18 protein-coding genes and 2 pseudogenes are annotated in these 18,726 nt (G+C 66.8%); 10 read left to right on the plus strand and 10 right to left on the minus strand.

Features of this window, described 5'->3' with window-relative positions:
* The first annotated feature begins 189 nt into the window (after positions 1–189).
* The 3 genes from ACFPJ1_RS09660 (at position 190) to ACFPJ1_RS09670 (ending at position 1,216) form a co-directional block, all read left to right on the plus strand.
* Positions 190–642, plus strand: coding sequence for an Hsp20/alpha crystallin family protein (locus tag ACFPJ1_RS09660; RefSeq protein WP_380103116.1), 453 nt, complete (start codon positions 190–192; stop codon positions 640–642).
* Positions 643–694: 52 nt separating this feature from the next.
* Positions 695–856, plus strand: a complete 162-nt coding sequence (locus ACFPJ1_RS09665; RefSeq protein WP_380103117.1) for a DUF1918 domain-containing protein — start codon at positions 695–697, stop codon at positions 854–856.
* 156 nt (positions 857–1,012) lie between these two features.
* Complete coding sequence (locus ACFPJ1_RS09670; protein WP_380103119.1) at positions 1,013–1,216, plus strand: YebC/PmpR family DNA-binding transcriptional regulator; 204 nt, start codon at positions 1,013–1,015, stop codon at positions 1,214–1,216.
* On the opposite strand, the gene ACFPJ1_RS09675 is transcribed toward ACFPJ1_RS09670, so the two are convergent.
* From ACFPJ1_RS09675 to ACFPJ1_RS09690, 4 genes are all read right to left on the minus strand, one after another.
* Positions 1,197–1,682 carry a phosphate-starvation-inducible PsiE family protein gene (locus ACFPJ1_RS09675; RefSeq protein WP_380103120.1) on the minus strand — a complete coding sequence of 162 codons (486 nt, stop codon included), beginning with the start codon at positions 1,680–1,682 and terminating at the stop codon, positions 1,197–1,199. The two genes, ACFPJ1_RS09670 and ACFPJ1_RS09675, sit on opposite strands and share 20 nt — an antisense overlap.
* Complete coding sequence (locus ACFPJ1_RS09680; RefSeq protein WP_380103121.1) at positions 1,682–2,824, minus strand: site-2 protease family protein; 1,143 nt, start codon at positions 2,822–2,824, stop codon at positions 1,682–1,684. The genes ACFPJ1_RS09675 and ACFPJ1_RS09680 overlap by 1 nt, the downstream gene beginning before the upstream one ends.
* A gap of 154 nt (positions 2,825–2,978) precedes the next feature.
* Positions 2,979–4,112 carry a glutathione-independent formaldehyde dehydrogenase gene (locus ACFPJ1_RS09685; RefSeq protein WP_380103154.1) on the minus strand — a complete coding sequence of 378 codons (1,134 nt, stop codon included), beginning with the start codon at positions 4,110–4,112 and terminating at the stop codon, positions 2,979–2,981.
* 545 nt (positions 4,113–4,657) lie between these two features.
* Positions 4,658–5,200, minus strand: a complete 543-nt coding sequence (locus tag ACFPJ1_RS09690) for an adenylate kinase family protein (RefSeq protein ID WP_380103122.1) — start codon at positions 5,198–5,200, stop codon at positions 4,658–4,660.
* 302 nt (positions 5,201–5,502) lie between these two features.
* Between ACFPJ1_RS09690 and ACFPJ1_RS09695 the strand changes: the two genes are divergently transcribed.
* Together ACFPJ1_RS09695 and ACFPJ1_RS09700 are read left to right on the plus strand one after the other, a co-directional pair.
* Positions 5,503–5,916 (plus strand): hypothetical protein, encoded by a 414-nt coding sequence (locus tag ACFPJ1_RS09695; protein ID WP_380103157.1) that lies wholly within the window; start codon positions 5,503–5,505, stop codon positions 5,914–5,916.
* On the plus strand, positions 5,814–6,143 hold the full coding sequence (locus ACFPJ1_RS09700; protein WP_380103155.1) for an MDR/zinc-dependent alcohol dehydrogenase-like family protein: 330 nt from the start codon (positions 5,814–5,816) through the stop codon (positions 6,141–6,143). Before ACFPJ1_RS09695 ends, ACFPJ1_RS09700 begins: the two co-directional genes overlap by 103 nt.
* 760 nt (positions 6,144–6,903) lie before the next feature.
* Here ACFPJ1_RS09700 and ACFPJ1_RS09705 read toward each other — a convergent pair.
* Entirely contained in the window at positions 6,904–7,977 is a 1,074-nt protein-coding gene (locus ACFPJ1_RS09705; RefSeq protein ID WP_380103124.1) for a hypothetical protein, read from the minus strand.
* A gap of 258 nt (positions 7,978–8,235) precedes the next feature.
* Here ACFPJ1_RS09705 and ACFPJ1_RS09710 point away from each other — a divergent pair.
* From ACFPJ1_RS09710 to ACFPJ1_RS09720, 3 genes and pseudogenes are all read left to right on the plus strand, one after another.
* Positions 8,236–9,606 (plus strand): annotated as a pseudogene (locus tag ACFPJ1_RS09710) (IS1634 family transposase).
* A gap of 570 nt (positions 9,607–10,176) precedes the next feature.
* The gene (locus ACFPJ1_RS09715) at positions 10,177–10,374 is read left to right on the plus strand and encodes a hypothetical protein (RefSeq protein ID WP_380103125.1); all 198 of its coding nucleotides are present in this window, start codon (positions 10,177–10,179) and stop codon (positions 10,372–10,374) included.
* Between the two features lie 538 nt (positions 10,375–10,912).
* On the plus strand, positions 10,913–11,428 hold the full coding sequence (locus ACFPJ1_RS09720; protein ID WP_380103126.1) for a TraR/DksA family transcriptional regulator: 516 nt from the start codon (positions 10,913–10,915) through the stop codon (positions 11,426–11,428).
* Between the two features lie 167 nt (positions 11,429–11,595).
* On the opposite strand, the gene ACFPJ1_RS09725 is transcribed toward ACFPJ1_RS09720, so the two are convergent.
* Positions 11,596–13,035 carry a M28 family metallopeptidase gene (locus ACFPJ1_RS09725; RefSeq protein WP_380103127.1) on the minus strand — a complete coding sequence of 480 codons (1,440 nt, stop codon included), beginning with the start codon at positions 13,033–13,035 and terminating at the stop codon, positions 11,596–11,598.
* A 97-nt stretch (positions 13,036–13,132) separates the two neighbouring features.
* Here ACFPJ1_RS09725 and ACFPJ1_RS09730 point away from each other — a divergent pair, with 97 nt between their 5' ends.
* Entirely contained in the window at positions 13,133–13,444 is a 312-nt protein-coding gene (locus tag ACFPJ1_RS09730; protein WP_380103128.1) for a hypothetical protein, read from the plus strand.
* A 794-nt stretch (positions 13,445–14,238) separates the two neighbouring features.
* On the opposite strand, the pseudogene ACFPJ1_RS09735 reads toward ACFPJ1_RS09730, so the two are convergent.
* From ACFPJ1_RS09735 to ACFPJ1_RS09750, 4 genes and pseudogenes are all read right to left on the minus strand, one after another.
* Positions 14,239–14,673: pseudogene (locus ACFPJ1_RS09735) on the minus strand (hypothetical protein); the annotation flags it as partial.
* A gap of 201 nt (positions 14,674–14,874) precedes the next feature.
* Positions 14,875–15,267 carry a VOC family protein gene (locus ACFPJ1_RS09740; protein WP_380103130.1) on the minus strand — a complete coding sequence of 131 codons (393 nt, stop codon included), beginning with the start codon at positions 15,265–15,267 and terminating at the stop codon, positions 14,875–14,877.
* Between the two features lie 219 nt (positions 15,268–15,486).
* Complete coding sequence (locus tag ACFPJ1_RS09745) at positions 15,487–15,960, minus strand: MerR family transcriptional regulator (RefSeq protein WP_380103131.1); 474 nt, start codon at positions 15,958–15,960, stop codon at positions 15,487–15,489.
* Between the two features lie 19 nt (positions 15,961–15,979).
* Positions 15,980–16,852, minus strand: coding sequence for an SDR family NAD(P)-dependent oxidoreductase (locus tag ACFPJ1_RS09750; protein WP_380103133.1), 873 nt, complete (start codon positions 16,850–16,852; stop codon positions 15,980–15,982).
* Positions 16,853–17,241: 389 nt separating this feature from the next.
* On the opposite strand from ACFPJ1_RS09750, the gene ACFPJ1_RS09755 reads away from it, so the two are divergent.
* Positions 17,242–18,273 carry a phosphotransferase family protein gene (locus tag ACFPJ1_RS09755; RefSeq protein ID WP_380103134.1) on the plus strand — a complete coding sequence of 344 codons (1,032 nt, stop codon included), beginning with the start codon at positions 17,242–17,244 and terminating at the stop codon, positions 18,271–18,273.
* Positions 18,274–18,726: the final 453 nt, after the last annotated feature.

The following is an 18,726-nucleotide window of genomic DNA, read 5'->3' on the forward strand; positions in this document are numbered from 1 at the left end:
CTCGGTCCGGTGGATCGGTCAAGCGGGTCGTCGCCGCCGTCGGTGACGGCGCGCTGGCCGTCCGGCTGGTGCACGAGTTCCTGGCCCGCGGCTGAGCCGGCACCCGAGGAACGAAGACTGCGCGGACCGGGGATGTTTCCCGGGCGTCCGCGCCGAACGATGGCGGCAGCGACGGAAAGGAGCACTCCGATGGCACTGCCCGCACGAAGCACCAGGAATGACGTGGCTCGCTGGGAGCCCGCCAGGGAGTTCGACCGGCTGACGCAGCAGCTGTCCCGGCTGTTCGACGACCAGTGGGCAGATCTCCCGGCCAAGCTCGCCGACGGCTTCACCCCGCTGGCCGACGTCGAGGAGACCGACGACGCCTACGTCCTGGAGGTCGAGCTGCCGGGGGTCAAGAAGCAGGACATCAGCATCGACGTCGAAGGCCACCGGATCGTGATCACCGGCGAGCGGCCCGAGCAGAAACGAAGCGGATGGCTTCGCCGCCAGAGCCGTTCGTGGGGCCGCTTCCGGTACGAGATCGTCCTGGGTGACGACATCGACGAGGACACCGTGGATGCCTCGCTGCACGACGGCGTACTCCGGGTGACGGTGCCCAAGAGCAAGAACGACCAGCGCCGGCGGGTGGAGGTGAAGTAGCGTGCACGCGCAGGTCAGCGCGACCACATCCACGTGAACGGACGGACGGGTCGTGGGCCCGGTGCGGGACGGCACCATCCTCGAGGTTCGCGGCAGCGATGGAGCACCGCCGTGCCTGGTCCGATGGATCGACAATCCGAGTCCGGCCCTGGTCTACCCGAGGCTGGACGCCCAGGTCGTGCAGTGGCCCGCGTTCGGCCTCGCAAAGCACTGAGCGGGCGGGTCACTCGTCGAGGCTGGGCTCGTGGCTCAGCACGATGCGGGTGAAGCTCACCGAGGACGAAGTGATTGAGGCCGTGCTCGAGGCCGGCTCCGAGGGGGTGAACGATCTGGGCGACAGCTTCGAGGTGTCGGCGAGGCCGGTGACCTGGTGAAGGTCCGTACCGCGCTGCAGGACGCGGGCGTCGACCACAGTGAGCCGACGCCCTCCTTCGTGCCGTCGATGACGGTCGAGCTGGACGCGGATGGCGCGAGCAAGATCTTCCGCCTGATCGAGGCGCTCGAGGACAGCGACGTACAGAACGTTTACGCCAACTTCGACGTCTCCGACGAGGTCATGGAGCAGGTGGGCTGACCGGGCCCGTCGATTCCTCCACGGGCGGCGAGCGGCGCAGCAGGAGTATCGCTACTGCCATCGCGAGGATGAGCCCGATCAGAATGAGCAGTTCGATGCCTTGCGGGTTCCACCGGAACGACCGCTCGGCCTCGGCCGTCACGAGTAGGAGGCGGCGGACACCTGCGATCAGTCCGACGACAAGGAAGGGCTCGGCCCGCAGGTGGCGTTCGGTGATCGTGATCCGCACGGTATGCAGTAGCTCGGCCACGATGAACAGGACGAGTGTCTTGTCGAGGATCGACAAGACCAGATCCAGCGCGCTGTACGGGCCTCTCAGGGCCACCACAACACTGTCGATCACGTCGATCAGCAACACCAGTGCCAGGACGGACAACAACACCGCGACCGCCACGTGAACGAGGTCCTCGATCGTCCGCAGGGAGCGGACGACTTGGGCGATCAGGCCGCTGCGATGGGCACGCATCAGGTTCCTGGGCGGGCCGGCCACCGACCGGCGCCGCGCGCGGGGGTGTGGGGACGGGTGAGGCTGGCCAGTTGCATGGTTCTGCTGACATCGCTGGGGGAGACTATGCCGACCACGGCATCGTTCTCGTCCGTGACGATGGTGCGCCCGTCGGCGCATCCGGCCATCCTCGGCAGCAGGTCCGCCAATGGTTCATCGGGTCGGGCGGTCGGTACCTCGTCCGGTCGGCAGGCGATCTCGCGGAGTTTGGCGGTGGCCCGGCGGTCCACTGGGACGGCGCGGACCCGGTTGGTGGTGACAAGACCGATGAGCCGGCCGGTCGGATCCGTCAGCGGGTAGCCGGAGAACGGGTGTGCGAAGGCGATGCGGCGGATGAACTCGTCCACGGTCTGTTCCGGATCGGCGACGACCGGATTCGGCGTCATGACATGGCCGACCACGATGCCGCGGAGCAGGGAGCCGAGCCGGGCATGCTGCTCTTCGGCTGCCGCGGCGTTGACGACGAACAGCCCGATCAGTACGAGCCACAGCCCGGAGAAGCCAGAACCGTAGGCGACCTGAAAGAATCCGAGGCCGACCAGGACGTAGCCGAAGATGCGTCCGGCGCGACCTGCGGCGAAGGCCGCGCGCTGCTGGTCTCGCCAGATCATCCACAGTACGGCGCGCAGCACTCTTCCTCCGTCGAGGGGTGCCGCGGGGATAAGGTTGAAGATGGCCAGCACGACGTTCACTCCGGCGAGGTAGCCGAGGACGGCGACGGGCAGGCCGCCCCCGCCGGCGAGCGAGAGGCCGACCGCCAGTGCGCCGTAGATGAGGCCCAGGAGCAGGCTTGTCAATGGTCCCACCGCCGCGATGCGCAGATCGGCGCCGGGCGAGCGGGGATTTCCCTTGAGTTGGGCGACGCCACCGAGCAGCCAGAGCCTGATGCTCTCGACCTGGATTCCGTTGCGGCGAGCGAGGACCGCGTGTGTCACCTCGTGGGCGAGCACCGAAGCCAGGAACAGGATGGCCGCGGCCATGGCGGCGGCCAGGTAGGCGACGGTGCTTCTGCCGGGCAGGACGGCGGGGAGGCGGCCGGACGCGAGGCTGAGAATCAGGATCGCGACGATCAAGATCGCACTGACGTCGACCTGAACCCGCACGCCAGCGATTCGACCAAGAGGCAGAGACGATTTCAGCAACTGATCATCCGACCGGAACGTATGGAATGGCGCCCAGCCAGCGAGCGCGGATACGAAGCTGTGCCCTGCACCGGCTGCTGGCGTTGGCGGTCAGAAGCATCGCTGTGCTTTACCGCTATGGGTGCAGAAGCACTTTCGTGTAGCCCTCGACGCGTTTGTCGAACTTCTCGTAAGCGGTGGGTGCCTGATCGAGGGGCAGCTCGTGGGAGACGACGAAGCTCGGCGTTGCGCGGCCGGTGATGATGAGGTCGCGGAGTTGCCGGTTGTAGCGTTTCACGTTGCATTGCCCCGTGCCGATGCGCAGGCCCTTCTCGAAGAGCTTGCCGACGGCCATTAGGAGCATCCCTTGCTTTGCGGCTTCGTCCGGCGCGCCGGGGTCGGCCGGTAGGTAGAGCCCCGGCACTCCGAGCCTTCCGGTCGCTCGAACGGACTGGATGAGCGAGTTGAGGACCACGGCGGGCTCCTCGCGGTCTCCGGTGGAGGTCTGGGCCTGGTAGCCGACGGCGTCGACCCCCTTGTCGGTGCCCTCGCCGTTCGTGTGCTGCTTGATCTGTTCGGCCGCGTCGGCCTGCTGGAAGTTGATCGGGATGGCCCCGATATCTTGAGCCTTCTGCAGCCGTTCGGGTACCCGGTCGACGACCAGGACCATGGAGGCGCCCCGGAGCAGCGCGGAGTAGGCGGCCATCAGGCCGACCGGTCCGCCGCCGTAGACGGCGACGCTCTCGCCCGGGGAGACCGCGGCCAGCTCGCAACCGTGGTAGCCGGTCGGGAAGATGTCGGCGAGCAGTACGAAGTCGGCCTCGTGCTCGGTGCCCGCGGGCAACTTCAGGCAGTTGAAGTCGGCGTAGGGGACACGCAGGTACTCCGCCTGGCCGCCCTTGTACGGGCCCATGGCCACGTAGCCGTATGCTCCGCCGGCGAATCCGGGGTTCACGGTCAGGCAGTATCCGGTATAGCCGTCGACACAGTTCTTGCAGAAGCCGCAGGCGACGTTGAACGGCATCACGACACGATCGCCCTGCGATAGCGAGGTGACCCCGGACCCGACCTGCTCGACGATGCCCAGATTCTCGTGCCCGAAGACGATGCCGGGCTCGGCCGCGGTCCGCCCCTCGTACATGTGCAGATCCGAACCGCAGATCGCGCTCGTCGTGATCCGTACGATCACGTCACTCGGGTGCTCAATCCGCGGATCCTCCACCTCTTCGACCGCTACCTGGAACGGTGCCTTGTAGACAACAGCCTTCATGTCGGGCAACTCCCATCCTCGATGCAGACCTCTGATTCGACGCGCGGCTGTCTGCTCCGGAACCGGTCCCGAGCGAAAGTCCGACCCTGCAGCGTGTAGGAGCGGCGGGATCGCTCGCAGCCGGCATGCGCTGCACAAAGTAGACTGCCGGGAAGCCTCGAGAGTCATCCCTCATGTGGCTAGTGTCATCCCCCATACAGGTGAGGAGCAGCAGATGTCGCGGCGGATCGGGACCTTGCTCGTTTCCGTCCCAGGCCTGTCAGGTGTCGTGTACCCCCCGGGGACCAGTGTCCTGATTACGGGCCGTGGGGCGAGTGTGGATGCGTTCGTCGGCAGTGACTGGCTGCCGTTGGCATGGTGGGAGTTCGCCGAGGGCGGATCCGAGCCAGGCCAGTGACCGCCGGGCGATAGACCAACGGGCACCTTGGATGTGCCGCAGCAGTAGATCTCAGGCGCTAGGATTTCGCGCTTCGCCTCTCTGTGACGCCACACCTCTACGGTGCTCCCTCGGAAGGCTCGCGTGAACCTGGGCTTGAGGCGCCTTTCTACGGTGCTAGGGCGGACAGGATATCTTCCGTCACGTCGTCGACGTTCTGGCTCGCATCGACTGTGTGCAGAAGCCCTTGACTGCCGTAGTAGTCGACCAGCGGCCTAGTTACCTCGTCGAAGACGCGGAGCCGCCGGGTGACGATGTCCTCGGTATCGTCGCTTCGGCCTTCCGCTTGCGCTCGAGCCAGGGTGCGCTCGATGAGCACGTCGCGGGGTGCATCGAGGAAGATCACCACGTCCGGCCTGGTTCCTGCTTGTCCGGCCAGGGCACGGGTGGCCTGGCCCACTGAACGGGGGAAACCCTCCAGGATATAGCCGTTGCGCTGCGCGGCCGCGAGTACTGCGGGCAGGATCAGATCGGTCACTAGCTGGTCTGGGACGAGCTCGCCCCGGTCAAGGTAGGTAGCGATTTCCTTGCCCAGCGGTGTCCCGGCCGTCGCCTCGGCGCAACGCAAGCCATCAGCGGGCCCGGGGCTGTGGGCGCGCACAGCGCCGTACGCCCACGCCGGTCCAAGGGCTGCGCGCTTACTTGCCACCACTCGCCCTCTCCGTAACCCGGCACCTCAACAAGCGGAAACGCTCTCGAGCCACAGAAGGCGGAGCGATCGATCACGGGACGAAGATACGAGCGTCGCAATACGACCAGTACGGCGGACCGGAGGTACTGCGGGTGCGAGAGGTACCGGTCCGCGCCATGCGGCGCCGGCCACGTGCTGATCAAAGTCGACTACAGCAGCGTCAACGCGGCAGACGTCGCCGTGCGCAGCGGCTCGCCGTCGATCGTGAGTGGTCGGAAGTTCCCCCGCGGTTGGGCTTCGACTTTGCCGGTGAGGTGGTCGGCGTGGCCGATGATGTCGAGGGATTTCTGGCCGACGATGGGGTGTGGGGCTTCCTGAATGGCCTGCGGCGTGGCCCACTGGCCGCAGCCGCGGAGTACGCGCTGGTCAGCGCGGGGGAACTGGCATTGCGCCCGCTGACGATCGACTCGCTCGGCGCGGCGGCGTCGTCAGGCTCGGTGAAGCTGCGCTCGGTGTCCTACGTGATGGCCTCAGCCTCCAGCCGGGGGAGCGAGTCCTTGTACGTGGAGCCGCTGGTGGTACCGGTTCCGCGGCAGTGCAGATTGCCCGGGCGCTCGGAGGCAGGGCCACCGCTTTGGCAAGAGCCGAGCACCTCGAACGGGTCCGCGAGCTGGGCGCGGCGGAGGCCCTTGACTACCGCACTGCCGATCCCCGAGACCTCGGGACGTTCGACGTGATCTTCGACCCGGTTGCGAAGAACATGCGTGAATACCGTCGCCTCCTCGCGTCGGGCGGTCGGGCGGTCGGGCGGTCGGACGGGCGCCCTGAGTCCGGGCGGTCTCGGACCAGCGGCGTACATGCTGGCCTCGCGGACCCATGGGGGAGGCGAGTGCGGTTCATACAAAGCCCACCGAACCCGGGTCTACTGAATGCGCTGGCAAAGATGGTGACGACAAAGACGTAGCCCCCGTCATCGACAGCGTGTACGAGCTGGAGGTGATCAGCTCCGCCCACCGGTCACTCGAACTGGCGGAGGCGTTGGCAAACGCGTCGTACGCCTGCGATGAATGGAACGTCTCCTCGCCGACATAGTGCAGCGACGCTCGGCCGATCCGCCGTGCCTGATCGGCCGCAGGCCCGCAAACTGCCAGATTTGCTCTTACTGAGAACAATCACGTTCGGTGCGGTCCTGGACGGTGCCTCTCTCTGGGCGAGCACGTCGCCGATGTCCCATCTGTAAAGGCAGTTGGTCACGACAAGCCAGACCTACTCATCAGGACTTGCTCTGCTGAAGTTCTGGGGGACCACAGAGCTCAGGCTGAAGCACCCCTGAGCGGCCTGCCATGTTTGAGGATGCGAAGCAGCTGCGAGTAGTGGTTGTTCTGTCCGACGCAGGCGCCAGGCGGCGGCTCGCCAACTGCTCTGTTGGTTCGGATCTGGTATCGCTCTCTATAGAAGCAGATTTCTCAGGAGCATCATCTACTCAAGCGCGGGCCAGGTGCTGGTTGTCTCGAGGAATTCCCTACCAGCTAGGCCGATTGATGACGGCCTGGGCTGTTATCCGATCGACCGGTTCGAGACGGGCCGTCCCGGCGTCTTCGCGGCCGGTGACGTGCGCAGCGGCTCGGTGAAGCGTGTGGCCTCTGTCGTTGGTGAAGGTGCGATCGCAGTACGCCAGGTGCACGACTTCCTCGCTACTGCCGGACGACACTGACAGGTGCTGCTCACCCCTCCCGCAGGCCCTTACCCCAATCCCGCCGGTACGTGTAAGCGGCGGCCCGAACCGCTTCGTCGTTCTCCAGACCCGCCCCGAGGGCTCCGCCCACCGTTGCGAGGGAGCTGGTGAGCCACGCCAGCTTCATGTAGTCGCCAACTCGAACCGCATGCCCGATGCCCTCCTCGAGCAGCTGTGAAGGCACCAGAACCTGTGAGGTCAGCACTGCGAGCAGGAGGAGTGCGGCGTAGAGGGAGAGCACACCCAGCACCACCGTTGCCGTGGTGGCCAGGTTGAAGAGGGTTACCTGCTTGCGACCGACCGGATATGACGCGTGTTCCCACAGACCAGCTCCGGCGATCAGCGCGACGGTGATCGCTGCGACAGACCCCACCCCGATCGCCGAGAGTCTGATCCAACCGAGCGCGTCGCTCAGCTGCCAGATGTCGGGGGTGACGAGGGCAAACACTCCCGTTGCGAGAGCGGCGATCAGCGCTCTCGACAGTCCGATTGCAAGCTTCCACGGCTGGTTGGCCCGGATCATTCCGAACAGCAGTCGCAGGTTCCCGCTGAGCACCCTCGCGGTGAACATGACGCTGCCGTCTCCCTCCGGCTGCTGGCTCCTTCCGAGCTCGCGGGCGCGGCGACCGAGACCGGCAACAGGGCCCGACAGGGCGTGGTCGTCCGTGTCCCCGAGCAAGGTGCGCACGAGGCCGACGACTGTGTCACGGGTGCGTCGACGCAGTCCGATGGCGCCGAGCGCCGGCAGGCACACGACACCGACGCCGTGAAGTGGGCTCGCGTGCGCCACCACCGGTCGCCGGTGAGCCTTCAGCGGCAGATCGGTGAGACAGACGACCAGATCCCAGTCTTCCTTCAAGAGCCGGTCCCTTGCCGCGGCGACAAGGGCGGCGTCGTCGGCAGGTGGATGCACGAGTGCGTCGACCACCGTTGGCACCCGCCACTGGACGGCGGGCAGATGCACACTCAGCTCGCCTTGCAGGTCTTCGGCGAGGGTCGACGCGATCTCGGTGGCCGTACCCGGAGCCGAGACGAGCCCGATCGCCACGTCGTCCGTGCTCATGGGAAAGTTGCCGGGCTGCGCCGATGATTCCGAGCTTCCTGCGTCATGGTGCGAGTGTCGGCTCGCCGCGCGTCGTGAAGCAATAGCGAGCGATCCGGCGGCATGGATGTGGCAAGGACCCGTCGGCGGGGCCGGATCACTGCCCTAATCTGACTTGGCTGACGTTCTGAGGTCTGGCGGCGTGGCGGGCCGGTGACCTGGGATTTTCGCTTTGGGTACCTGGATTTGCACACTAATCCGGCCGATAGGCCGCTGCCCGTGGCGTACGTGCGCACGGTGAAGACCGCGTCGGGAGCGACCGCGGTGCAGATCGTGCACTCGACGCGGCGCGGGTCGCGTGACATCGAGCATCTGGGTCGGCGCACGACGAGGCCGAGCTCGAGGCACTCAAGGCTGCTGCCCGGCAACGCCTGGCGCAGGATCAGCTGGAGCTCGATCTCGGGCTTGAGGCGGCTGGGGCGGGTCCGTTGGAGATCACCGCGTCGCGGATGGCGCATCTGTGGGATGCGCTGTGCCGTGCCTACGACGTGCTCGGGTTCGACGAAGCGGCCGGTGGCGATGAGGTGTTCCGCCAACTCGTGCTGGCGCGGATTATCGAGCCCACCAGCAAGCAGGACAGTCTGCGGGTACTGGCGGAGGTCGGGATCCAGCCGGCCTCGTACGCGACGCTGAAGCGGCGGCTGCCGGGCTACGCGACACCATCGTGGCGAGCGGGCTTGGCGGCGGCGTGCGCCCGGCACGCGGCCCTAGGGCCGGCGTCGCTGGTCTTGTACGACGTGAGCACGCTCTACTTCGAGGGAAACAAGGCAGAGACCAAGACGATGATCTCGACACTGAAGTCGTTCATGGCCACCCACCAGCTCGCCGACATCACCGTCGTGGCAGAAGCCGGAATGGTCTCCGAAGCCAACCAGAATGCGATCGAGGACGCCGGACTGACCTTCGTCATCGGCGCGAAGATCCCCGAGATCCCTTACCAGGTGAAGAAGTGGCACAAGGAGCACCCTGACGAGCCGATCCCTGACGGGCACGTGTTCACCCAGCCCTGGCCGGCCACCGAGCAGCAGAAGACCAACGGGCGCCGCGACAAGGTCGTCTACTACCAGTACAAGGCCGACCGGGCCCGCCGCACCCTGCGGGGGATCGACGGACAGGTCACCAAGGCCGAGCAGGCCGACGCCGGAAGGTCCCGGTGAAGCAGAATCGGTTCATCCCGCTTGCCGGAGCGAGGAAGAGCGTGAACCGTGCACTCGAGACCAAGGTGCGTGGCCTGGCTGGGCTGAAGGCCTACATCACCAGCATCGACAACCCCTCGCCCGAGTTCGTGATCGGCGCCTACCACCGGCTCTTCGAGATCGAGAAGTCGTTCCGGATGTCCAAGCACGACCTGCAAGCCAGGCCGATCTACCACCACAAACGCGAGTCCATCGAGGCGCACCTGACCATCGTGTTCGCAGCGCTCGCGATCTCCCGGCTGATCGAGAACCGCACCGGCTGGTCGATCAAGAAGTTCGTCCGCACCGCACGCCGCTACCGCACCGTCCAGATCCGCGCGCCAGGTAACAGATCCTCACCGCCGCAGACCCGCTCCCACCCGACCTACGCGACGCACTCGCCCTCATCACCTGATCAGGCCTTGTCCTGATCGAGAACACCAGCGGCCACCAGTTCGTGAAGACCACCATCTGAACCTGCCCGACGGCCCGCGAAGCCTCAGCGGGCCGTCGGACCCCTCACTGCGCCGGCAATTGGCGCGTGTAGTGACGAAACCGACCATCGACGGCCTGAGCGCGAGGTACTGCAGCTTGATTGGTTGTCTTGCCCAGTAGTCCTCGGGCGGAAAGGACCGTACGGGCCGCAGCCCACGATCGATGGCACTCCCGGGCGGAGCGTTGCCATGGGCAATGACTGCCAACGCCTGTGCGGAGACCGCGTGGTGGCGCCGTAGCTCGAGGATCCTCCCCTTCCACAGCTCAGCCGGGCTGAGGCCGTCCCGCCAGTGGTGTCGCGCGATCGAGAGGTTCCAGAGGCGAATGGAGTGATCAACTGGACGTCCTTCCCTGTTCGGCGATCGAGGGCGTGGCTGGTCTTCCGGCGCAGATGGGTAGTCGTTGCCGATGCCGTGCGCTTGCGGCTGCCTTAGGTTGGCGGCGAAATTCGACCTTCGTTACCCAGATTCCCCTTGTTGAGGAGCCCTCCATGGAGCTAGGCATCGCACTACCGACGTCCGGGCCGTTGGCATCATCGGCGAACATCGCCCAGGTCGCTCGGGAGGCGGAGCGGCTGGGCTATTCGGCGGTCTGGTCCTCTGAGCGGCTGCTACGGCCGGTCCAGAAGGTCGCGCCGTGGTATGGCGATGCGCCCGAAATCTTCCGGCTGACGTTCGAGCCCCTTTGAGACGTTGAGTTTCGTCGCCGCCGTCACCGAAAGTACGTCGACGCCGCATCCGAGCCCGGCGCGGATCACGTCCGGTCCAGGTGGGCGAGCTTGACGCTAGTCAAAGTGTCGGTCGACCACAGGCCGGACCTCTTGCTGGCCGACACGACCAGTCCGTGCTGCTGGCTGGCCACCGAGGCGTCCTAAACGCCTGTTCGCTGGACATGCACGAGCACGTCGTCGTGGCGATCCGGGCGTGGCTGAGCAGTTCATGGATCGCGAGCAGGTCCATCCCGGCCAGGTAGAGCTGACTGGCGCAGAAATGCCGCAGCACGTCAACGCACGTGCTGCGACGCCTGACATCTGATGTGCAGTCCGCAGCGTGGAGCGGTGGCTGCGAGGTTGCCGATAACCGGCAAGGGGCGAGCCGTGACTTGGCCGGGCGTACACGTACTCGGTCCGCGCGCAAGGCGGCATGGTGGGCGCCATGCACACAGGAGGCGATGGTGTCGGACGACCTGGACGACCCCGCTGACGAGATTTGCATGCGGAGAACTCGATGAGTGATCTGGACCAGGCCGCTCCTGCCAGCGCAACGCGTGGCCACCGCATTGTTGACTCGCAGCGATTCCGCGTCGAGCTCGAGCAGCAGCGGCGGTTTCGTCTCGAGCAGCTCACACAGTTGGCATGCGATAACGCGACTGCCAGTAGTGCTGGTTTGGCTCAGGTGACATCAACGCTGATGACGGCGGCCAGAACCTTCCTGGCGGAAATCGACGCCGCTCTGTTCCGGCTTTCCATCGGCTCCTTCGGCATCTGCCAACGGTGCAATCGCACCGTTCCCTCCGACCGGCTGGAGGCCATCCCGATGGCCAGTCTCTGCGTGCGGTGCCAGTACCGCGAGGAGTCCCAAGGCTCACAACCGGACCCCGTCGCGGGGGAGCCCACGAACACGGTGGTCCCGCCGCCGACGTCGCCGCCACCGCAGGACCGGAACCCGATGCCTAGGGCGGACATCGTGGACGTGTGGGGCATCGACTCCTTCCCGGCCAGCGACCCACCGGCGAACTGGTGAATCGGCGAAGGCGGATGGCTCCAGCCAATGACGGCGATCCGCTCCTGGAGCAGTTGACGCGGATAACCGCGCACCGGCAGCGGATCCGGTCGATGACGGCCCGGGCCGAGCGGCCGGTACCACCAGCGATGCCTCGTCGCCGCGTCGGCCGGTTGGTGGTGAAGTTGCTAGCCCGGCGTGGGGAAGCCGGCCGGGCTGTGATGGCCCTTCGTGTCGACGGCACGCACCCCGAACTGCACGTTGTCCTTGGAGATGTCGAGCGTCACCTCGGTGGCGTCGCCGACCGGGACCGCGCGCTCCCACTCCGGCGCCGTGCTCTCCCGCCACACCACGTGGTAGCCGGCAAGGTCGGCAGCACTGTCAGCAACCCAGCGCAACGTTGAGTCGTTTGTGAGCTGGGTGGTGTCGATGCGCACGTTCTTGGGCGTGCCGGGTGCGTTGGCCAGGGACCAGAACGTCGCCAGATTGACCCGTGTCACTCCCGCGATGTAGTCGAAATCGCAGAACTGGATCAGGTCGCCGAATTGCACGCCGTTCTCGACGCGGACATCCTGGTGCTCGTGCGCGAAGTTCTCGGCCTCCTCGGTCAGCCGCACGGCGGGATAGCCCTGTTGCAGGAACGAGACGTGATCGCTCGAACGTAGGAACCTGTCGCGCCGGTAAATCGTCCGGACGTCCATGCCCGTGACGCTGGTGTCGGAGACCTCGCGGATGAACCTGGCCAGCTGTCTCGACGGCCCGTCGTTCTCGCCTCCGATGGCCTGGCGGATCGACGTCTGCGACGCCGTCTCCGAGGTCGGGACGCCCTCAGCGAAAAGCCGCACGAGGTGTTTGTAGCGGGTGCCATCGTCCGCGGTGCTACTGCCGACGATGTCGTTGCTGATCATGCCCTGCACGTCGGTGCCGGCGGCCTTCATCTGCGCCGCCATGAACGCCGACCCGAAGAGCCCCTGCTCCTCGCCGGCAACGGCGGCCAAGACGATCGTCGCTTCCGGCTGGCGGGCAGCAGACAGGATGCGGGCCAGCTCTAGGACCACGGCGACCCCTGATCCGTCGTCGTCGGCCCCCGGCGCGTCGCTGCTGAAGTTCAGAACATCTGTGACACGTGAGTCATAGTGCCCGGTCACGACGTACGTACGGTTCGGCTCGCTGGCGCCCTGCAGTGTGGCGATGACATTGGTGATGACGGTCGGCGCCGGGATTCGGGGGCCGGCCGGCTGGACGAACGACTGCTTCTCGACGGTGAGCCGACCGCCCGAGGCGGCGGCGTACCCCTGCAGTGTGTCGAACAGCCAGTCCCGCGCGGCCCCGATGCCACGGTTGGGGTCGTCCTGCGAGGAGAGCGTGTGCCGCGTCCCGAACGACACCAGCTTCTGGATGGTCGCCTCGAGCCTGGCCGGGTCGACCTGCGCGAGCAGTGACTTGAGCTCCGCGTCCGGCGGCTGCGCCGTCGGCGGGGGAGGTAGGGCCGGTGGCTTTACTTCCGCGTGGGCGGGCAAGGCCAGAGCGGTGCCGATCAGCGGTGTCGCTGCCCCGGCGGATGCGGCAACGAGTGCGGTGGACAGGAGGGTGCGTCGGCTCGGACCGGCGCTTGGCACGGTATCCATGGTGCGTTTGTACGTCTCCTTGCCCTTCATTGTCCACAGCGGGTGACGGTGACTTTGCTGAAGGCCACGACATAGTCAGGACAAGCGCGGAGCTCTCATGCGGCTGGCGCGCGCTCGTGGCACCGGCATCGATCGGCTCAGCGGGCCTCGTGGGACAGGCCTCGTGTCCTCCGACGTCGAGACGACCTCCTCGCAGACAGTGCTGCTCGCGACGGTTGCCGCCGCTGCTTGCGTCACGCTGGTCGCGGTACTGGTGCTCACCGCCTGGCCGTACGCGACCGCGACGGAGAGCACGGATCCGCTGAGCCTGGACATCGATCGGGTGTTCGAAATCCTCGACAAGCTCGTCTCACACCCCACCACAACGAAGCGGCATGACCCCCGACGAACTAACGGAGATGCCCACTAGCCGCGCGGTGATCGTCCGCGCCGGGGCGGGCGCGCGCACCTGTTCGCGGCAGGGCAAGGACCTGACCGCGCACTTCCCCGACATCGCCGCTGCGGCCGACCAGCTGCTCGTCCAGGTGTCGATGGGGAGCTGTGATCCTGGTCGACGGCCGGCTCAGCTTCGATGCCCTCCAGCGCCGGCTGGTCACGTCACCTGCCAAGGCGCGCGATCTGGTGGCGACGAGGCCGGCGAGCTACGTCGCGTTCGATCGGCTCGTGGTCGGGGGAGTGGACCTGCGGACCCAGCGATCCGGGGCAGCGCGACGCGGGGTCAGCCGTGGATGCGTGGCGCCCGGCAGCGGTAGATGGTCAGTCGTGGTGTCAAGTCTCAGCGGGCACCGCTGCGTCGATGTGCGTCGTCACGTCGCGTCGATCCAGCCAAATGTCGGCCCTCTCTCCGCCGAGGTGAACGCCCCGAGGGCCGAGGAATGCTCCAGCCAGTTCGCCGGCATCACCTCAGTCGGACCGCCACCGATTGCTCCCTGGCATGACCGATGTGCGGATCGCCGTAGGTGCCCGATCAGGACCGGGCTGTCTGTCAATGGCTGTGTCAATGAAACCCAGTCATCTCAAGGCAGATCTGGCAGTGGAGACAGGCGCTATGCGACGGTTTCCGCCTGCAGACGACACCGCGTATGGCGGCCTCGCACTTGTGATTAGGTGCTCGGCAGTAACGAGTACTGGACAGTTCGAGCGCCGGCGCGACTCCGTGCAGGAACCCTGTGTCGGCCCCACCCGGCGAGTAACGCCTTGCTGTCAGCTGAGGGGGTACAGCCAGCCGCGGAGAAGTCGAGTCACGCGGGGCATGACGACCCAGGTCATGAGCGGCACGGTGACGGCGGTCGTGATCGCCAGCCTGAGAACGAGGGGGAGCCCGTTGAGCAACGGATTGAGGATGACGACCACGAGCGTGATCAAGGGAAAGATGGTGATCCAGGTGACGAGTGCCATCTTGTATGGGGGTGGTGGTGGGGTGCCGGGCCGGGCCGGATCGGTGAACCAGGTCTCGAGTCCGGTCAGGTAGTGGCGGCGAATCGGGCCGGTCACGTGCGGCTCGGCGCGCTCCAGCCAGGCGGCGTGCTCAGTGGAGTCGAGCCAGGCGCGCAGGTGCTCGGCGGTGTCGAAGCGGTAGACGACGCGGTATTCGCCCACGGACGCGCTTTCGGGGCGGAACACCTCGACGCCCAGGTGGCCCGGGAACCGGTTGCCGCCGTGATGATGCCCTCGAGGAACAGTTCGTAGAACTGCTCGTGGCCGGCTTCACCCGGCGGGTCACCACGGTCGTGACCGGACCGCGGGTGCCGTCCGCCGAGATGCCGAAGCCGCCTTCTCGTCCGGCGGATTCCGGTCCGTGTCGATCTGGTCCGTCCTGCCCTGTCGCGTCGTGGTGGCTCACGCCAATCCCTGGTCCTTGAACTGGAGCAGCCCGATGGTGTTTCCGCCTGGGTCGACGAACCATGCCACCAGCGCAAAGCCGACATCGGCGACGCCATCTATCGTCCGGAGACCGGGCTCGTCGTACTCGGCGACCTTGTCGCCGCGAGCACGTAAGTCGGTGATCTCGTCGGCGACGTCGGCGACCCGCCAGCTCGCCTTCGTCTGCTGCTCGTCGGTCCGCACGGTGCTCCGGGTCAGCACCAGCCGGCTGTCCCCGCCGCACCGGAACGTGACGAGTTCCTCGGTCTCGATCAAAACCTCGAGCCCGATCATGTCGCCGTAGAACCTCTTCGCGGCCGCGAGATCAGTGGCGGTAAGCATCACGTCGATCGGGGACTTCGCGAGCATGAGATCTCCTTTCGCCGGTCGTCGAGAGGGTGGACTGCGGTGCGGACCGGGTCATTGCCCCAGGGCCTCGATGACCAGCCGCGCGGCGGCGGCTCCGGAGTACTGCTGCTGCCCGGTAATCAGCAGACCGTCCCGCACAGCGTGCGTCTCGTCACCGCCATTCAAGGCTTTGTCGCGCCGGCGCCGCCCCTTGCTCGTGCCCGTCCGGGGTGGTGGTCGTCAGCCTTCGGGGTGGCCGTCGTAGGCGCTGATCTTGTACTCGGTGGTCTCCAGCGCGAGGGTGAGTTCGCGAAGTTGTCGCCTGATGCGGTCGCGCTGATCGAGCATGATCCGCCTCCGTTCGGGGATGGTGCTCGCGCCTTGCTCGACGAGCGCGATGTACAGCTTGAGGTCCTGCATGGTCATGCCGGACAGGCGCATCCGGATCAGGAAGACAAGGCGGCGCAAATCGGACGCGGAGTATTCGCGGTACCCGGAGGAGTTGCGGGCGGGCCGCACCAGGCCCTGCTGCTCGTAGTAGCGGAGCGTGTGCGCGGACAGGCCGACGAGGTCGGCGGCCTCGGCGACACTCTTCGGCGCCGCCGAGGCCTCGATGGTGGAGTCGTCCACCAACCCGTGCAGCACATCGACCACGGGCGTGGACGGGTCGTCGCCAATGGCGAGGATGCGTTCGACCAGCGCGTCGGTTGCCATGATTGACAGGGTAGGAGGCTCAGAACGCACGCACGGCCGGGGGCATGCCCGGGAAGTCCGCCGACTCACTGACGACGGCCCACCTCCGGACGTCGTCCAGCGCACGCTGATAGACGCGGGTCAGGTTGTGGACCGCTTCGGCCCCGAGCGGCAACCGCAGTGGCGCGTCCGCGGCCTCGAGCACGTCGCGGATCGCTCTGGCCGCGCTGTTCGGGTCGCCTTCCTGAATGCCGTCGGCCTCGGCCATGTTCGCACGCACCGCACCGATCACCCCGTCGTAGGCCGTGTCCTGTTCCGCGGCGCGGAGCACGCCGGTCGCGTTGAACTCGGTCCGGAAACGGCTGGGTTCCACGATCAGTACCCGGATGCCGAACGGCGCGACCTCGCCCGCGAGGGCCTCGGACCAGCCTTCCAGAGCGAACTTGCCGGCCGAGTAACTGCCGACCGCAGGGAACGACATCCGCCCGCCCTGGCTGCTCATCTGCACGATCGCACCCGAGCCGCTCTCCCGCATGTGCGGCAGAACCGCCCGCACGTAGGCCGCGGGCCCGAACAAGTGCTGTTCGAGCATGTCCCGCAACTCGCCGTCGGTCACCTCCTCGGCAGCCCCAACCTGCCCGGCGCCGGCGTTGTTGACCAGCACGTCGACCCGCCCGAACACTTCCACCGTGCGCTGCACGACTTCGGCAGCCGCAGAGGTGTCCCGCACGTCGTGTTCGACCGCCAGCAGCCGTTCCCCGTACCGGGCCCTTAGCGCATCGAACCGGCCGACTTGCCGCGCCGTCCCGACCACCCGCTCCCCGGCCCGCAGCGCCGCCTCGGCCAGCGCCAGACCGAGGCCCGAACTCGCGCCGGTGATGATCCATGTCCTGGTCTCGCCTGTGGTGTTCATGACCCTGACGCTATGGATTCGAGTGCGCTCGAATGCAAGCGGAACAGGGAACCGCTAGGCCGCGCCGCCGCTGGACGAGCGTGCCGTGTGCGTCAGGGACGCGGGATGAGGAGCGGGCCGGCTCGCTTGATCCAGCGCGCGACGATCTCTGTACTGGACGCGGTGCACGCCGGGGAGGGCGCCGATGCGAACGCGACCTCGGCGTGAGAACCCAGGGCACTCGCGATGTCCTCCGGCTTCGGGCGGTCGACGCGCGGTTCCCTGCGATATGGGCAGTTATCACCGGGAAGCCGCTAGGGACGTATTGCACGGGTCACCTGCCTCTGGCGGCGGCGGGTTAGTTAGGAAACCCGTATCGCCGCAGGCCCCTGACGAATAGGCTCGCGCTCATGACCGACGTCGACTGGAGGGATGGCGGGTTCAGGCAGCGTCGGCCCTCCGTGGAGACTCTCGCCTGGGCTACCGATCCGGCGCTGCGGAGGACGCTGGCGGCCGCTGGTCTGCCAGCAACCGGGCGCTTTCTTCCAAAGGCCGGCTGGGTTAGCCGCGTGTGGGTCGGCGACGAATACGTCGTACGGCTGAACAACGGACAATTCCGCGACGCGTATCGCCACGAGGCTACAGTCGTCAACCTGCTCGCCGGCAGCGAGGTCCCACACGCCCGACACCTCGCCTACGGCGACGGCCCGGACGGGCCGTGGTACATCTCCGAACGCCTGCCCGGCCGAACCCTGTACGACGCATGGCCGGCGGCGGACTCGCACACGCGCCAAGCAATGATCGAAAGCCTCGGCGCTGCGTTGCGCGCACTTCACCGCGTTCCTGTCCCGGCCGACCTGCTGCCGCCCTGGCTGGCCGACGCGCTCGCCGGCAAGCCGTGGCCTGCGTTCCACCCACCCGTAGTGAGCGCGACGCTCCAGCAGGTCGAGGCTGCCCGGCGACTGCCCAGTCATGACTCGCGCCTGCTCGCGGACATCGCCGATTGGATCCAGGAGCGGCTGGCGTTGTTCGCCGCCGACGAACCCGTCCTCGTCCATGGTGATTTACATGGATCCAACGTGATCGTCGACCAAGGACGCGTCACCGGTCTTATCGACTTCGCGGAGGCGTTGGCTCAGCCAGCGGATGTCGAGCTCGATACCATCCTGCGCTGGTGCGCGAAGGCGCGAGAGTACCCACCCACACCCGACGAACAAGGGCTCGACGAGACCACACTCACAGAGGTCCCCGGATGGCTGCACGGCGCGTATCCGGAGCTGTTCGAGCGCGAGCATCTGCGCGAGCGGTTGAACTTCTATGACATGTACGGGGAGCTCGCGCTGTACGCACACCACCTCCAGCCTGACATACGCGAAGCGGCGCAGGGCCGCATCGCTCGCTTGCTTTCCGGCCATAACCATCTAGATGGGCTCGTCTGGTAGTAGCCGCCGGTGGCCGGTCAATGGGGCGGCCTGCGGACACCCCAGATCGGACGAATACGCGCGAACTCAAATACGCAGCGTCTCCGGTAAAGGACGATGAGTTGCATCTGATGCGACAGCTCGTCGCTGCGGGATGGCTTCGTGCCAAGTACGCCTTTCACGCGTCTCGGCATCAGCCCACGAGCTGCCATGCAGCACGCCACTCGAGCCAGATCCGACTATCAGGCCTACGCTGCTCAACACGCCCGCGAACAGGAGCGATGAAGGGCAACTCATCGCCCTCGAACAGCGCGGGTTACCAGCTCGGGGAGAAGCGTGGCGTGGAAGCGGTGCGGTCGTGGCACCATGCATCGAGTGGCACGACGTGGTGTCATTGCTGGAGGCTGTCGTCACCGTGGAGCGCCGCCACGACGGCAAGGTCGAGATCACGGTCGGGTCCGAGACCGACTTCTT

The sequence above is a fragment of the Kribbella qitaiheensis genome, from assembly GCF_042657745.1.
Classification (GTDB): domain Bacteria; phylum Actinomycetota; class Actinomycetes; order Propionibacteriales; family Kribbellaceae; genus Kribbella; species Kribbella qitaiheensis.

What these genes read in the sequence shown, in the direction of transcription:
- ACFPJ1_RS09705 (WP_380103124.1), bottom strand. Translation starts at nt 7,977, where the DNA reads ATGAGCACGGACGACGTGGCGATCGGGCTCGTCTCGGCTCCGGGTACG.
- ACFPJ1_RS09715 (WP_380103125.1), top strand. Translation starts at nt 10,177, where the DNA reads ATGGAGCTAGGCATCGCACTACCGACGTCCGGGCCGTTGGCATCATCG.
- ACFPJ1_RS09685 (WP_380103154.1), bottom strand. Translation starts at nt 4,112, where the DNA reads ATGAAGGCTGTTGTCTACAAGGCACCGTTCCAGGTAGCGGTCGAAGAG.
- ACFPJ1_RS09750 (WP_380103133.1), bottom strand. Translation starts at nt 16,852, where the DNA reads ATGAACACCACAGGCGAGACCAGGACATGGATCATCACCGGCGCGAGT.
- ACFPJ1_RS09660 (WP_380103116.1), top strand. Translation starts at nt 190, where the DNA reads ATGGCACTGCCCGCACGAAGCACCAGGAATGACGTGGCTCGCTGGGAG.
- ACFPJ1_RS09725 (WP_380103127.1), bottom strand. Translation starts at nt 13,035, where the DNA reads ATGGATACCGTGCCAAGCGCCGGTCCGAGCCGACGCACCCTCCTGTCC.
- ACFPJ1_RS09740 (WP_380103130.1), bottom strand. Translation starts at nt 15,267, where the DNA reads ATGCTCGCGAAGTCCCCGATCGACGTGATGCTTACCGCCACTGATCTC.
- ACFPJ1_RS09730 (WP_380103128.1), top strand. Translation starts at nt 13,133, where the DNA reads ATGCGGCTGGCGCGCGCTCGTGGCACCGGCATCGATCGGCTCAGCGGG.
- ACFPJ1_RS09720 (WP_380103126.1), top strand. Translation starts at nt 10,913, where the DNA reads ATGAGTGATCTGGACCAGGCCGCTCCTGCCAGCGCAACGCGTGGCCAC.
- ACFPJ1_RS09675 (WP_380103120.1), bottom strand. Translation starts at nt 1,682, where the DNA reads ATGCGTGCCCATCGCAGCGGCCTGATCGCCCAAGTCGTCCGCTCCCTG.
- ACFPJ1_RS09755 (WP_380103134.1), top strand. Translation starts at nt 17,242, where the DNA reads ATGACCGACGTCGACTGGAGGGATGGCGGGTTCAGGCAGCGTCGGCCC.
- ACFPJ1_RS09745 (WP_380103131.1), bottom strand. Translation starts at nt 15,960, where the DNA reads ATGGCAACCGACGCGCTGGTCGAACGCATCCTCGCCATTGGCGACGAC.